The sequence below is a fragment of the Bacteroides sp. FSHCM14E1 genome, assembly GCF_019633785.1.
In the GTDB taxonomy this organism is placed as follows: domain Bacteria; phylum Bacteroidota; class Bacteroidia; order Bacteroidales; family Bacteroidaceae; genus Bacteroides; species Bacteroides hominis.
This window is the reverse complement of the sequence record NZ_JADKYL010000003.1, coordinates 424,800-438,863: the sequence shown is the minus strand read 5'-3', so window position 1 is coordinate 438,863 and position 14,064 is coordinate 424,800. Positions and strand designations below refer to the sequence as shown.

General features: G+C 43.7%; 13 protein-coding genes. 4 read left to right on the top strand and 9 right to left on the bottom strand.

Annotated elements, in window-relative coordinates:
• Nucleotides 1-57: 57 nt before the first annotated feature.
• The 9 genes from murD to ISX59_RS07335 form a co-directional block, all read right to left on the bottom strand.
• Complete coding sequence (gene murD, locus ISX59_RS07375) at nt 58-1,392, bottom strand: UDP-N-acetylmuramoyl-L-alanine--D-glutamate ligase (RefSeq protein ID WP_005812148.1); 1,335 nt, start codon at nt 1,390-1,392, stop codon at nt 58-60.
• A 140-nt stretch (nt 1,393-1,532) separates the two neighbouring features.
• On the bottom strand, nt 1,533-2,801 hold the full coding sequence (gene mraY, locus ISX59_RS07370; protein ID WP_005779275.1) for a phospho-N-acetylmuramoyl-pentapeptide-transferase: 1,269 nt from the start codon (nt 2,799-2,801) through the stop codon (nt 1,533-1,535).
• 84 nt (nt 2,802-2,885) lie between these two features.
• Nucleotides 2,886-4,343 carry a UDP-N-acetylmuramoyl-L-alanyl-D-glutamate--2,6-diaminopimelate ligase gene (locus ISX59_RS07365; RefSeq protein ID WP_032540402.1) on the bottom strand — a complete coding sequence of 486 codons (1,458 nt, stop codon included), beginning with the start codon at nt 4,341-4,343 and terminating at the stop codon, nt 2,886-2,888.
• 17 nt (nt 4,344-4,360) lie between these two features.
• A complete protein-coding gene (locus tag ISX59_RS07360; RefSeq protein WP_032531123.1) occupies nt 4,361-6,460 on the bottom strand; it encodes a penicillin-binding protein in 2,100 nt (699 codons plus the stop codon).
• A gap of 27 nt (nt 6,461-6,487) precedes the next feature.
• Nucleotides 6,488-6,829 (bottom strand): FtsL-like putative cell division protein, encoded by a 342-nt coding sequence (locus ISX59_RS07355; RefSeq protein WP_005779267.1) that lies wholly within the window; start codon nt 6,827-6,829, stop codon nt 6,488-6,490.
• Between the two features lie 28 nt (nt 6,830-6,857).
• Nucleotides 6,858-7,772, bottom strand: coding sequence for a 16S rRNA (cytosine(1402)-N(4))-methyltransferase RsmH (rsmH, locus tag ISX59_RS07350; protein WP_220575783.1), 915 nt, complete (start codon nt 7,770-7,772; stop codon nt 6,858-6,860).
• Nucleotides 7,773-7,792: 20 nt separating this feature from the next.
• Nucleotides 7,793-8,245 carry a division/cell wall cluster transcriptional repressor MraZ gene (gene mraZ / locus ISX59_RS07345; protein WP_022012506.1) on the bottom strand — a complete coding sequence of 151 codons (453 nt, stop codon included), beginning with the start codon at nt 8,243-8,245 and terminating at the stop codon, nt 7,793-7,795.
• Between the two features lie 106 nt (nt 8,246-8,351).
• Entirely contained in the window at nt 8,352-8,852 is a 501-nt protein-coding gene (locus ISX59_RS07340; RefSeq protein WP_005812140.1) for an HU family DNA-binding protein, read from the bottom strand.
• Between the two features lie 361 nt (nt 8,853-9,213).
• Nucleotides 9,214-9,720, bottom strand: a complete 507-nt coding sequence (locus ISX59_RS07335) for an RNA polymerase sigma factor (protein ID WP_005779258.1) — start codon at nt 9,718-9,720, stop codon at nt 9,214-9,216.
• A gap of 203 nt (nt 9,721-9,923) precedes the next feature.
• Here ISX59_RS07335 and ISX59_RS07330 point away from each other — a divergent pair, with 203 nt between their 5' ends.
• The 4 genes from ISX59_RS07330 (at nt 9,924) to ISX59_RS07315 (ending at nt 14,050) form a co-directional block, all read left to right on the top strand.
• The gene (locus tag ISX59_RS07330) at nt 9,924-10,259 is read left to right on the top strand and encodes a hypothetical protein (protein WP_238583645.1); all 336 of its coding nucleotides are present in this window, start codon (nt 9,924-9,926) and stop codon (nt 10,257-10,259) included.
• A 63-nt stretch (nt 10,260-10,322) separates the two neighbouring features.
• Nucleotides 10,323-12,482: a TonB-dependent receptor gene (locus ISX59_RS07325; RefSeq protein ID WP_220575782.1), complete on the top strand. Its 2,160-nt coding sequence runs from the start codon at nt 10,323-10,325 to the stop codon at nt 12,480-12,482.
• On the top strand, nt 12,479-12,967 hold the full coding sequence (locus ISX59_RS07320) for a DUF4625 domain-containing protein (protein WP_005812125.1): 489 nt from the start codon (nt 12,479-12,481) through the stop codon (nt 12,965-12,967). The genes ISX59_RS07325 and ISX59_RS07320 overlap by 4 nt, the downstream gene beginning before the upstream one ends.
• Nucleotides 12,968-13,231: 264 nt before the next feature.
• Complete coding sequence (locus ISX59_RS07315) at nt 13,232-14,050, top strand: 1-acyl-sn-glycerol-3-phosphate acyltransferase (RefSeq protein WP_220575781.1); 819 nt, start codon at nt 13,232-13,234, stop codon at nt 14,048-14,050.
• The last annotated feature ends 14 nt before the right edge of the window (nt 14,051-14,064 follow it).

Genomic DNA, 14,064 nt, shown 5'->3' with positions numbered 1-14,064 from the left:
GCTTTTAGTTTTTAGCTCTTAGGAGTCCTGCCTTTTTAAAGCTCAGAGACTCTTATTTCATAATTCTCTTACATACTTCTTAAATTGGTCACCACGGTCCTCATAACTCTTAAAAAGGTCGAATGAAGCACAGCACGGGCTTAACAATACCGTTTCACCTTTTTTTGCCAGTTTGTAGGCTGCTTCTACAGCATCCTTCATACCGGTTTGTACTTCTGCTACGGGAAGTCCCAGGCGATCGAAGAACTCATGGAGTTTTTCGTTGTGCAATCCAAGGTAAACCAATGCCGAGCATTTTTCCCGAACCAGCTCCTCTATTTCCGTATAATCATTCCCTTTATCTTTACCCCCGAGGATCAACACTGTTTTGGTGGTCATACTTTGCAGAGCGTACCAGCAAGAGTTGACGTTGGTTGCTTTGGAGTCGTTGATAAAATCAATCCCCCGTACACGTGCTACTTTTTCCAAACGGTGCTCTACTCCTTGAAAATCGCTGAGCGCCCTTCGTATATTCTCTTTGGTAATGCCGGCCAGATTTGCAGAAATCCCGGCAGCTAAAGAGTTATAAAGGTTATGTTGTCCCGTCAAAGCCAATTGTTCCTGCTCCATGTTGAAGGCAATTGGTGCGGTAATCACTACTTCATGGTCTTCTACATAAGCGATAGACCCTTCTTCTTTAATTGCCGAGAATGGATACAGATGGGCACAGATGCCGTGTTTATCCAGTTCACGTTTGATGATAGGGTCATCATTCCAGAAGATAAAAGCGTCTTCTGATGTCTGGTTCTGTGTAATACGGAATTTTGCGTTGATATAGTTCTGCATGCAGTGATCGTATCGGTCCAGATGGTCTGGTGTGATATTCATCAGCACGGCAATATCCGCACGGAACTTATACATATTATCCAGCTGGAATGAACTCAGTTCAATTACATAATAGTCATGCTCCTCTTCCGCTACTTGTAATGCCAGGCTCTTACCAATGTTGCCGGCAAGTCCCACATTTAATCCGGCACTTTTAAAGATGTGATAGATAAGTGAGGTCGTAGTTGTTTTTCCGTTCGAACCGGTGATACAGATCATCTTTGCATCAGTGTATCTGCCGGCAAATTCTATTTCAGAGATAATGGGGGTACCCTGCTCTTTCAATTTCAGAATTAGGGGGGCGTCATTAGGAATTCCGGGGCTCTTCACCACTTCATCTGCATTCAGAATCCGTTCTTCTGTGTGCCGGCCTTCCTCCCAGGCAATGCCATGGCTGTCAAGGAGAGTTTTATACTTATCCTTGATGGCAGACATATCCGATACGAAAGTATCGAATCCTTTTACTTTTGCCAGAACGGCTGCTCCCGCACCGCTTTCACCGGCTCCTAATACTACAATTCTTTTCATGATTTTTAGTTATGGTTTATCAACCGGAGTTTTGTGTACGGTCGGTAAATCCTTTGTCTCTATGCTACAAGTTTGAGGTTCATACTCAGTGATCGGCAGCAGGCACTTGTAGCTTGTAGCCTGTTACCTGTCACTTTGGGTTATCTTATCTTTAGTGTTATAATCGTAATGGCTGCCAACACGATGGTTACAATCCAGAAGCGGACTGTAATCTTGGATTCGTGAAACAGTTGATCCGGTTTTGTGAATTTCACACTGCATCCCGGTTCCACCAGGCTCATCGAAGTACGGAAATGGTCATGTATCGGTGCCCGTTTGAAAAGACGTTGTTTTACCCCCTTTCTTTTGCCTGCTTTATAATAGAAGCGTTGCAGGAGTACTGACAGGTTCTCAACCAGGAATATACCACAGAGAATCGGAATCAGCAATTCTTTGTGAATAATAATAGCAAATACTGCGATGATTCCTCCAATGGTCAGGCTGCCTGTATCACCCATGAATACCTGTGCCGGATAAGCATTGTACCATAAGAAACCGATTAATGCGCCGATAAAGGCACATATAAAAATTACCAATTCTTCACTTCCCGGAATATACATGATATTCAGGTAACCGGCGAATTCAATATGGCTCGATACATAGGCCAGTATACCCAGTGTCAGTCCGATGATGGCTGAATTGCCTGCTGCCATACCATCCATACCATCATTCAGATTGGCACCGTTGGATACGGCTGTTACGACGAAGATAGTGATAATGACAAACAAAATCCATCCGGCCGTTTGGGCATGTTCTCCCATGAAGCCCACAAGGTCTGCATAGTCCAGGTTGTTGCTTTTGAAAAATGGAATCGTGGTCTGGGTTGATTTCAGGTCGTGGGTACCATGTATCACTTCGATTTCGTTTTCTGATTTCTGAATCTCTATATTCTCGCGGATTACTACATTAGGGCTCAGATATAGAGTCAGTCCGACAATCAGCCCGAGTCCCACTTGTCCGATGATTTTGAATTTGCCATGGAGGCCTTCTTTATCTTTCTTGAATATCTTGATATAGTCGTCCGCAAACCCCAAAGATCCCAGCCATACAGTAGTTATCAACATCAATATCATATAGATGTTATGCAGTTTTCCCAGTAATAAACAGGGAATCAGAATTGCTACAATAATGATCACACCTCCCATACTGGGTACGCCTACTTTATTAACCCCAAACGGATCGATCTTAGCGTCACGCTGCGTTTCGGTGATTTGTTTCCGTTTCAGCAGATTGATGAATTTGTCTCCCCAGATACTGGAAATGAGTAGCGCCAGGATGACAGCCATCAATGCCCGGAACGAGGTGTACCCAAACATTCCGGCACCCGGAAAGTTGAGTTTATGTAGCCATTCAAACAAGTAGTATAACATAACTTTATTTACAATGAGACGATTTATGGTTTACGATTGAAGGAATCAGGCATTTGGCATCGGAATTACTTCAATCATTGTCCGTTAAATAGTCAATGAAAAAATCTCTTTTAAAACCTCTTTATCATCAAAGTGATGTTTCACTCCTTTGATTTCCTGATAATTCTCGTGTCCTTTTCCGGCAACCAGAATCACATCTCCTTTTTCAGCAAGCATGCAAGCCGTGCGTATAGCTTCCTTACGGTCTGCAATGCTCAGTGTTTTTTTCTTGTCTTCGTTGTCCAGTCCGACCAACATGTCGTTGATGATGTCCTGTGGCTCTTCGAAGCGTGGATTGTCTGAGGTGATGATAACCCGGTCGCTTGCCTTGGCTGCTTCTTTTGCCATGATGGGACGTTTGCCTTTATCCCGGTTGCCACCGGCACCGACTACAGTAATCACTTTGCCCTTTCCTTCAAGCACTCCATGTATGGCGTTCAAGACGTTGACCAAAGCATCCGGTGTGTGTGCATAGTCTACGATCGCTGTATATCCTTGCGGAGAGCGTATGGCATCGAAACGTCCGGCAACAGGATGCAACGTACTAAGTGCAACCAATACCTCCTCTTCCTTCTTACCCAGTAAAACGGCGGCGCCGAATACGGCCAATAAATTCGAAGCATTGAATCTTCCTATAAACTGCACTGCGAGCTCATGGTTGTTGAAGTCAAGAAGCATTCCCTCAAAATGTGACTCCAGTACTTTCCCTTTGAAGTCACTCAGGCTGCGGAGAGAATACGTGTATACTTTCGACTTCGTATTCTGCGTCATTACGAGTCCGTTTTTGTCGTCCAGATTGGTGAGGCTGAAAGAACTTTTAGGCAGTTCATCGAAGAATTTCTTTTTTGCTTTCAGATAATTCTCTACTGTTTTATGGTAGTCCAGATGATCGCGTGTCAGGTTCGTAAAGATGCCGCCGGCAAACTTCAGTCCGCTGATTCTTTTTTGCGCGATGGAATGCGAACTTACTTCCATGAAAGCATATTTGCAGCCTTCGTCTGCCATACGTCCCAAAAGACGGTTCAGCGTAATCGGGTCAGGAGTGGTGTGTTCGGTAGGGATGGCTTCATCGTCTATATAATTGCATACCGTAGAGATAAGCCCCACTTTGTAACCGAAATACCGGAATGTATTATATAATAAGGTGGCAATCGTCGTCTTTCCATTTGTACCGGTGACACCCACCAGTTCCATTTTCGAAGTCGGGTCTCCATAGAAAGCCGTAGCTACTTTACCAACAGCATCTTCACTGTCGGTTACCTGAATGTAGGTAATTTCTTCGTTTAGTTCTGCTGGCAACTCTTCGCAGAGAATGGCTATGGCCCCTTTCTCAATTGCTGCCGGGATATAGGCATGTCCGTCGGTTTGTGTACCGCGCATGGCCATAAACAAATGGCCGGACCCTACCTGTCTGGAGTCGATGTCAACTCCGGTTATTTCGATATCCTGATTTCCGGTTATTTTTACCGGATGGATAGATGTTAGAATCTCTTTTAATTTCATACCTTAATCTATAATAATCAATTCAGATGGATACTGATGGTTTGTCCTTTCTTTATTGTAGTACCCTGGGGCAACGATTGGCTTCTCACTTTGCCAACTCCCGACAGAGCCACTTTCAATCCTTTGCTTTCCAGCAGGTAAACAGCATCTTTGGCTCCCATGCCGATAACGCTGGGTACAAAGTTCCGTAATTGTTCCTTTCCCTGCAGGATCACTGCTTTGGGAGCTGCCTGTGCATGTCCCCAAACTTCTTTATTCTTTTTAGTTTTAAACTCTGCCTGAGTCTGAATATTCAATCCTTCCAATACTTGTCTGGCCTCTGTCATTTCGCCTGCTTTAACATCGGGAATCACTACCGTATTGGTATCGATTGCGTTCCGAATGTCCAAACGTAGGTCTTTGGCATACACTCTTTCGGCAATTTTGCTGAAAACGCTACCGGCCATCAAGCCTCCGGAGGCAGGAGGATTTGGCTTTTGTATGGAAACGATACAGCTATACTTTGGAGCTTCTGAGGGAAAGTATCCGCAGAAACTGACCAGATAGTTCACTCCTCCCGATGTATATCCGGCAGCACCTTGTGAGATCTGCGCCGTACCCGTCTTACCCGAAACGGCAAATTGTTTGGAGCCTGCCGGGGCTGCCAGACCTTCATGCACAACCTTATAAAGAATCTCCTGTATTTGTTTCAGGGTCCGTTCCGAACAGATTCTCGGATTGATAATTTCTGTCGGATATTCTTTCACTATTTCACCATTTTTTATGGCTGCTTTCACAAATTTGGGACGCACCATAACACCGTTGTTGGCAATGGCATTGTAGAAAGTAAGGATATTCATCGGTGGTACCTGGGTCTCATAGCCGATGCTCATCCACGGCAGAGTGGTTTTTGCAAAGTAACGCTCTTTCGGACCTTTGATATTAGGCTTACCTTCTCCGGCTATTTGCAATTGGAGAGGCTGATCGATACTCATTCGTTTCAGTCCGTCGACAAACTTTTGCGGGTTACTACCATAATATTTATCAATAATGCTGGATGTACCCACATTTGAAGATACTTCCAGTATTTGTGTAACTGTCAATGGACCATATCCGCCTTTGCGCCAATTCCAATCTTTCATGGGACGACCGTACATCATCTTGACACCATTGCCTGTGTCTATTACATCTTCCGGTGTGATTTTACCGTCTTCAAGTGCCACCATGATAGAAGCTGTCTTAAAGGTAGAACCCGGCTCGAGCATATCACTGATGGCATTGTTTCTCATTTCATAATAGTTGCCGTCTCCGGCTTTCATCATGTTTACGATGGCTTTAACCTCTCCGGTCGCTACTTCCATCAATACGGCTACTCCTACTTTGGCATTCAGCTCTTTCAGTTTATCGGTCAGGGCCTTTTCACAAATATCCTGCATGCCTACATCAATCGTAGAAAGAAGGTCACAACCATCTACCGGAGGAATATCTACAATATTCAGGTATTTATTCATCACTTTTTGCCGGTGGGTAATCCCGTCATGCCCCTTCAGTATGGAGTCAAAAGCTAACTCTATGCCATTCTTGGCACCTTGGGCGGTGTCAGCATATAAGTCCCCCAGTGTGCGGGCTGCAAGTGAACCAAAAGGTTTTTTTCTTTGGTTATAAGCTAACTCGTGGAAACCGCCTTTGTATTTATTCAGGTTGAATACCGGCAGGCGTTTGGCTTCTTTATATTGGATGTATGAAATACGTTTTGGATAAATCAGATAGTTGCGACTTCCCTGTTTCCGTCCTTTTTTAAGGTGCGCTTTAAATTCCGAAGCACTTTTATCAGGGAATATCTTATGGAGTCCTGCACATATTTCGTCCAGATGATTCATCAGCATGGTGTCCTTCTTTACTCCACCGGCTTTGAAATCCATATAAATGCGATATTCCGGCAGCGAACTGGCCATTAGTTTGCCGTCGGAAGAGATGATGTTTCCGCGGTTGGGCTTTACCGTTACATTCTCTTTGACGAAACGGTCGGCCACATCCTGCCAATATTGACGTTCGGCAAACATCGTGATGCCTGCTTTGACAACAATGGCTACTCCAATCAATCCCATCAGCAGGATGACGAAGAAGTAACGGGTCATTATATTTTTCTTGTTTACAGCCATCTTTTATTTCGTTCTGATTAAATAAGGTGGATTGGTCGATGTCTGCAAATCACTTTCTTTGGTGGATATATAGTCCTCTATTCGTGACTGGCGGCTTTTTTCCATCAGTTCCGAACTTCGGGTCAGTGCATCGTATTTGATGTCAATCAGCTCTTTTTTCAACTTGTCTATTTCGATTTGCTGTTGCTGGCTTGCGTAACGATTATGAATGTAGAAAATGACAAGCACCATAATCAGTACCAGCAATTTAGTCTGGCGGCGAAAAAAATCCGTTGCCAGAATATCACCTCCCAGAATACTTTTCAGGGAATTGCTTTTCTTCTTTTTTGCTTCTTTATCTTCCATTTCACTTCTCTTATTTCACTCTGTTCTCTTACTTCTTTTCGGCTATTCTCAGTTTGGCACTGCGTGAACGCGGATTGCGTGCTATCTCTTCTTCATCGGGCACAATTACTTTGTTGTTTACCAGGCGGAAGGGAGTTTGCAGGTTGCCGAAAAAGTCCTGCGTTGTTTTACCTTCTACATTACCGGTTTTCATGATGTTTTTCACCATGCGATCTTCCAAAGAGTGATAGGTGATTACCACCAGCTGTCCTCCTGGCTTCAATGCTTCTGTTGCTGCCATCAGCATTTCCTTCAGTGCTTCCATTTCCTGGTTTACTTCAATGCGGAGTGCCTGAAATACCTTTGCCAATTCTTTCTTTTCGCGTTCGCGTCCGAAAAGCGGTTTCACTACTTCAAGAAATTCACCGATCGTTTCTATTTTCTGTCCGCTGCGTGCTTTGACTATGACGGAAGCCAATTTGCGGCTGTTTTTCAGTTCACCATATAGGTAAAAAATATCTGCCAGGCGTTCTTCTTCGTATGTATTTACCACATCGGCCGCTGTGATGCCTGCACGCTTATTCATGCGCATATCCAGTTTTCCGTCAAAGCGGAAAGAGAATCCCCGTTCGCTGTCATCGAAGTGATGTGAAGATACCCCCAGATCAGCCAATATGGAATCTACTCCTTCAATATCGTGGTAGCGCAGAAAATTATGCAAATAACGGAAATTGCTCCGTACAAAAGTGAAGTGCGGGTCGTTTACAATGTTACGTTCGGCATCCTCGTCCTGGTCGAAACCCAACAGGCGTCCGCCGTTTCCAAGACGCGAAAGTATTTCGCGGGAATGTCCTCCCCCGCCGAAGGTAACGTCTACATACGTCCCGTCCGGGGTAATATTCATGGCATCTACGCTTTCCTTCAGCAGTACCGGTACATGATATGTTGTTTCTTCTTCTTTCATTTTACCTCTTTGTTCGTTGTTCACCGTTCTTCTTTCATAATTTCCTCCAGGGCTGCACCAAATGCATCGGGGGCCATAAAGGGCATTTCCGTACGTTCCTTAGCCCATATTTCTATCTTGCTGTCTACACCGATAAAGCGCACGTCGCTTTGTATACCGGCTATTTGCAGATAGCGTTTGGGTATTAATATCCGCCCGTTTCCGTCTATCGTGATAATTTCTACATCACTGACGAATTGGCGGAAGATAAGTTGGTGGTTAGCGTTCCATTTATTTAGTCGTTGCCGGAGTTCATTCAGCTCTTCATTCCAGACTTCTTCCGGATAGAGTACCAAGCAGTCTTGAAATACGTCTTTGCGCATGATGAGCTTGTCTTCAGAACCGGCTTGTAGCTGCCGTCTGAATTGGGCGGGGATAAAAACTCTTCCTTTCGCGTCCGCCTTAGCTTCAATATTGCCTAAAAAACGTATCATTTCACCTTATTATAATAAGCGACCGTAAAAGTAGGTATTTCCCCACAATTCCCCACAATTTTCCACCAAAAACTTTCGGAGAAGTTTTCAACCGATTGTTAATTGCTTATTCGTCTGATAATGAATTATGTTCGGAGATGCTTTGCTGGTGGGGGATAGAGTCGGTTGTATCCTTCCCGGAGCCGTTTTGTGGCTTTGTGGGCTTCCGTCCGTATTTTAGTTGCAGGCTGACAAAATCGGTCTTTCTCACGTTGTTCAGGAAAGTCGGGGCGGCTTTGAAGCAAATGCGGGATACCCATACTTTATTGGCGGTACATTCTTCCGGTTTATCCACCGCTTCACTGGTGATGCTGGGATAAAAATTGCCCAATCCATCGATAGAAACGGTACGGCCTTCTTTCAAGTGGGCGGCAATAATGTCCGATAGTTGAGTAAGTGCAGAGAGTACGTCTCCGTTTTGAAGAGAACTTCTTTCTGCGAGCTGATTAGCAATCTGTACACTGTTTACAGGCTTTTTCTGTAAGGCTCGTGTTGTGGCATAATATCGTTCTTTGACGACACCTTTACTTTTGTCTACTTTCTTAGTGACTGCGTAGTTGATGGACATTAGTACTTCGTTTTTTTTATGTGTATACTTTCTCTGTCTTTCTCTTATTGTGTTAATCTATAACATCTATATCTAATGATTAAAAACATCCGGATGTTTATGAATAAAACATCCGGGTCTTTTATAGAATAACATCCGGATGTTCTATATTAATACATCCGGATGTTTTTAATCATAAATTTTAAGCAAAGATATGCTAAAGTGAGAATATTAGCAAGGAAATACGGGACGTTTCTTTGTTTTATGTTTCAAATGGTGCGAAAGAAAAGGAGCAGGAAAAGAGAATCTCTCTTCCTGCTCCTTGATACACAACTAAAAATCTGCACTAAAATGATTTATTGAAATCGACAATGTATGTGGCCTATTGTCTAAAGTCTTTCAGTTCTTCCTGTAGACGCTGGCGAGTGAAAAAGATGCGGCTTTTTACTGTTCCGAGCGGCAGGTCCAGTTTCTCGGCTATTTCTCGGTATTTGAATCCGGAAACATGCATGGAGAAAGGTACTTTATATTCTTTGGGTAATGAATTGACAATGCGGTGCATTTCTTTCAAGTCATAACGGCTTTCGGTGCTGTCGAATCCGGACTCTTGCGGAAGGCTCAGGTGATAGAGGTTATCGGTCTGATCTACAAAAGTCTGATCGCGTACCACTTTACGGTAGTTGTTAATGAAGATGTTGCGCATGATAGTGTACATCCATCCTTTAAAGTTAGTGTCGGGAGTATATTTATCTTCGTTATCTAACGCTTTAAGAGAGGTTTCCTGCAACAAATCGTTTGCTTCTTCACGGTCGGTTGTTAGTTTGTATGCAAAGCGAAGTAGTTCTTCCTGAACTCCAATTAAATCTTTTCTGAAGCTTAAACTTTTCATAACGTTGCTTTTTAAATTGTGAATATTCGTTGTTTTTCGATGATGCAAGTTTACGGCATTTTTTTAATTGTGATGGGGGAAATTTAGGCTTAAAACAGGGCGAAAACTGTCAAATGATAGTTTTTAGGTGTATTTTGATAGTTTTTGGGTGTTTTTGAGACAAGAGGTTTTCTATCTTTGCGTCGGTTTAAATATGAATGGGCATGAGGAGAAATACTATACATAGGATTTGGCTTGCATGGATGTTGCTGATGACATTCATGCCCTTGTCCGTCGTGAAGGTTTTTCATAATCATTGCGATGAAACATCGGCAACCTGCACAAATACGCAGCCCGGGAAAACACATCACGCATGTGACAGCTGTCCCATTTGCCAATTCATGCTTTCTCCATTCATCGAGACGTCTCCTGCTCTTTTGACTTATATACCTTTCTATATAAGATGGGAGACCGGAACTTTTCAGGATAAGAAGCTTGCTACTGCTTTTTATCCGCATTATCTTCGTGGACCTCCTTCCAATTTTCGTCATATCGTATAATTTTTCGGGCAGATATCTGTTGTTTGCCCGTTTATCAGTTTTATCTAACTAAAACGATTAAGTATGCGTATCGGATTTATTTCGGGTATGCTGGGTGGATTGTGTTTAACCTCTACCTTGCATGCCCAGGAGCCCGATTCACTGAAAGCTGTGTCCTTATCCGAAGTGGTGGTGACGGAGAGTTACCGACATCTGAAGAATAAGAATTCGACATGGCATATGGAGGTGGTAGGGAAGGAGTTTTTGCGTGAACACTTCACTGGCAACTTGATACAGACTCTTGGAACGATTCCGGGAATACATTCGATGGATGTCGGTTCGGGCTTTTCTAAGCCGATGATCCGGGGAATGGGATTCAACCGGATTTCGGTTGTAGAGAATGGAATCAAGCAAGAGGGACAACAGTGGGGAGCCGATCATGGGCTGGAACTGGATGCATTCAATGCAGGACAGGTGACTATCCGTAAAGGACCTGCTTCACTGCTCTATGGCAGTGATGCTATGGGAGGTGCTATTGAATTGGCTCCATTACCATTACCCACCAGTAACCAGTTGTTTGGTGAAGCGGACTTGCTGGGAAAATCTGTAAACGGAACGTTGGGAGGCTCGCTGATGCTTGGAATAAAGAAAGACGCCTGGTATACCTGGGCGAGATATTCGGAGCAGCATTTTGGCGATTATCGTATTCCGGCAGATACCATTGTGTATCTTACCCAACGGATGCCTGTCTATCACCGGAAACTGAAAAATACGGCAGGTTTTGAGCGAGATGTCAGTTGGACAGCCGGTTTCAGGTATGGACGATACAAGTCTTCCTATTCAGTAAGTAATGTTTTTCAGAAAACCGGTTTCTTTCCCGGAGCACACGGTATTCCTGATATATCGCGTTTGCAGGATGACGGGAGCAGTCGCAATATAGAACTACCTTACAGTCAGGTGAACCATCTGAAGGTATCTGCCCAGCAGAGCTTCTTGTGGGATCGATCGGCATTGATATGGGATATCGGCTATCAGAAGAATCATCGTGAGGAATGGAGCCGGTTTCATACTCATTATGATACTCAGCCCGTTCCGGAGAAGGATCCTGACAAAGAGTTGGCTTTTATATTGAATACTTATAGTTCGGCTGTTAAGTTGAAGTTGTTTGGAGCTGCTTCGTGGCAACATATAGCAGGTTGGGATATACAGTATCAGAGGAATACTATTTCCGGATATTCATTTCTTTTGCCTGCTTACCGGAGATTCACCACAGGGGCTTTCTGGATGACAACTTACCGTCCGGGTCCTGCTTTGTCAGTCAGTGGGGGCTTTCGCTATGATTACGGAAAGATAGATGCATCTGCTTATACTGATCCTTATCTTGCGGTTTATCTGCGGGAGCAGGGATATGATGATGATTTTATCCGGAAATATGAGTGGCGTAGCTATGCTGTCCATCGCCATTTTGGTGACTATTCCGGTTCGCTGGGAGTGGTGTGGACCCCTTCCGGAGGACACATGCTTCAAGTGAATATCGGGCATAGTTTCCGCTTGCCGGGGGCCAATGAACTGGCATCGAACGGTGTTCATCACGGCACTTTCCGTCATGAACAGGGAGATGCGGCTCTTTCGTCCGAGCGTGGTTGGCAACTGGATGTCTCGTATACCTATGAGAATGGTCCGTTATCGGTCAATTTTTCGCCATTTATCAGTTGGTTCAGCAATTACATCTTTCTTCGGCCTACCGGAGAATGGTCGGTGTTGCCCCATGCCGGACAGATTTACCGTTATACCGGTGCGGAAGCGTTGTTTGCGGGTGGTGAGGTGACAGTGGGAATTGACTTTTTACGTCATTTCAACTATCGTGTCAGTGGAGAATATGTCTATACTTATAATTGTGACGAACATATTCCTCTGAGTTTTTCCCCTCCGGCTTCCCTTCGCAATACGCTGACGTGGAGGTATAAAAACTTCAGTATTTATGGTGAGGTACAGCACATTGCCGCACAACACCGGGTAGCACGGAATGAGGACCCTACTCCCGGAGCGCAGTTACTGAATGCCGGGATATCCGCCAATCTCCGAATGGGAGGTGTATTAGCAGAAATTACTTTATCGGGTCGGAATTTATCCGATACCGGATATCTTAATCACCTTAGTTTTTACCGGAAAGTTGAAATCCCGGAACCGGGACGTAACTTTCAGATTTTAATTAAAGTACCATTTAAAAGTTTATTAAAATGAAAACCAGAATTTATTTATCAATAATCGGCCTGATGGCTTTTTCTTTCTTGTTTGTGTCCTGTTCAAAAGATGACGAAGGCGATACGGTAAAGCCCGTTATTAATCTGTTGGAACCTGAAGAAGGTGCAGTGTTGAAGATCGGAGATGCTAACGGAGTGCATTTTGAGATGGATATAGCTGATAACGAAGCAATTGCTTCCTATAAGATTAATATTCATAATAATTTTGACGGCCATTCGCATACCAGAGCTTCAGAAGGAGGAACAACCAAACCTTTTGCTTTTGAGAGAACATATACGGATAAGGCAGGCCAAAAACAGGCGCGTGTACATAACCATGACATTAAGATACCGGCAGATGCCACTCCGGGAAATTATCATCTGATGGTATACTGTTTGGACCGGTCTGGTAATGAAACTTACGTAGCACGTAATATCGTATTAAGTACGACAGGCGGTGTAGAGAGTGAGCATCACCATGATTAAGTGGAATACCTGAACCTGAATATGGACAGGGCCATACCGACGGATGGGAGGTTTAAACTCCCGTCTTCAGGCATGGCCTTCTTTTGTGTATTGTTCTTTATCGCTTGATTATTAGCACTCTTTCTTCTCTTTTTTCTTCTCCATTTTCTCATAAATCGCCTTCTTTTTCTTTTTTTGATAGGACAAAATCTGTATTTTCTACCGATTTATTGCGATTAATAAAAAAGAACAGTTAATTTTGCGCAATCATTTCATCTAAAAAGAATGGCTGACGACTCTTTATTTTTAATAGATATTGATAAGATACTTCAGACGAAAGCTCCGAAGCACTCCAAGTACATACCAAAGTTTGTCGTCTCCTATCTGAAGAGAATCGTTCATCAGGAGGAACTAAACGTTTTTCTGCGCGACTCAAAAGATAAAGTGGGAGTGGATTTTCTGGAGGCTTGTCTTGAGTTTCTGGATGCAAAGCTGGATGTGAAAGGACTGGAAAATATTCCGAAAGATGGTTTATATACGTTTGTGTCCAATCATCCGTTGGGAGGACAGGACGGAGTTTCTCTCGGGTATATTTTGGGACGCCGTTTTGACGGGAAGGTGAAGTATCTGGTAAATGATTTGTTGATGAATCTTCGCGGATTGGCACCCTTGTGTATTCCTATTAATAAAACGGGCAAGCAGGCCAAAGATTTTCCGAAGATGGTAGAAGCCGGATTCAAGTCGGATGACCAACTCATTATGTTTCCTGCGGGACTCTGTTCCCGGCGTCGGAATGGAGTGATCCGGGACCCTGACTGGAAGAAAACATTTATCGTAAAAAGTGTCCAGTTCCAGCGTGATGTGGTTCCTGTCCATTTTGAGGGTCGTAATTCTGATTTCTTTTATAATTTGGCTAATGTCTGCAAGACACTGGGGATCAAATTCAATATTGCTATGCTTTATTTGGCAGACGAGATGCTGAAAAATCGTCATAAAACATTTACTGTCACTTTCGGTAAACCCATTCTATGGCAGACTTTCGATAAATCGAAAACTCCGGCAGAGTGGGCACAGTATGTGAAAGATATCGTGTATAAACTGTAACAGATTAAGGAACA

Coding starts and splice junctions, on each gene's coding strand:
- ISX59_RS07315 (WP_220575781.1), top strand. CDS start 13,232: ATGGCTGACGACTCTTTATTTTTAATAGATATTGATAAGATACTTCAG.
- ISX59_RS07325 (WP_220575782.1), top strand. CDS start 10,323: ATGCGTATCGGATTTATTTCGGGTATGCTGGGTGGATTGTGTTTAACC.
- mraZ (WP_022012506.1), bottom strand. CDS start 8,245: ATGATACGTTTTTTAGGCAATATTGAAGCTAAGGCGGACGCGAAAGGA.
- ISX59_RS07365 (WP_032540402.1), bottom strand. CDS start 4,343: ATGAAATTAAAAGAGATTCTAACATCTATCCATCCGGTAAAAATAACC.
- mraY (WP_005779275.1), bottom strand. CDS start 2,801: ATGTTATACTACTTGTTTGAATGGCTACATAAACTCAACTTTCCGGGT.
- ISX59_RS07340 (WP_005812140.1), bottom strand. CDS start 8,852: ATGTCCATCAACTACGCAGTCACTAAGAAAGTAGACAAAAGTAAAGGT.
- murD (WP_005812148.1), bottom strand. CDS start 1,392: ATGAAAAGAATTGTAGTATTAGGAGCCGGTGAAAGCGGTGCGGGAGCA.
- rsmH (WP_220575783.1), bottom strand. CDS start 7,772: ATGAAAGAAGAAGAAACAACATATCATGTACCGGTACTGCTGAAGGAA.
- ISX59_RS07360 (WP_032531123.1), bottom strand. CDS start 6,460: ATGACCCGTTACTTCTTCGTCATCCTGCTGATGGGATTGATTGGAGTA.
- ISX59_RS07320 (WP_005812125.1), top strand. CDS start 12,479: ATGAAAACCAGAATTTATTTATCAATAATCGGCCTGATGGCTTTTTCT.
- ISX59_RS07330 (WP_238583645.1), top strand. CDS start 9,924: ATGAGGAGAAATACTATACATAGGATTTGGCTTGCATGGATGTTGCTG.
- ISX59_RS07335 (WP_005779258.1), bottom strand. CDS start 9,720: ATGAAAAGTTTAAGCTTCAGAAAAGATTTAATTGGAGTTCAGGAAGAA.
- ISX59_RS07355 (WP_005779267.1), bottom strand. CDS start 6,829: ATGGAAGATAAAGAAGCAAAAAAGAAGAAAAGCAATTCCCTGAAAAGT.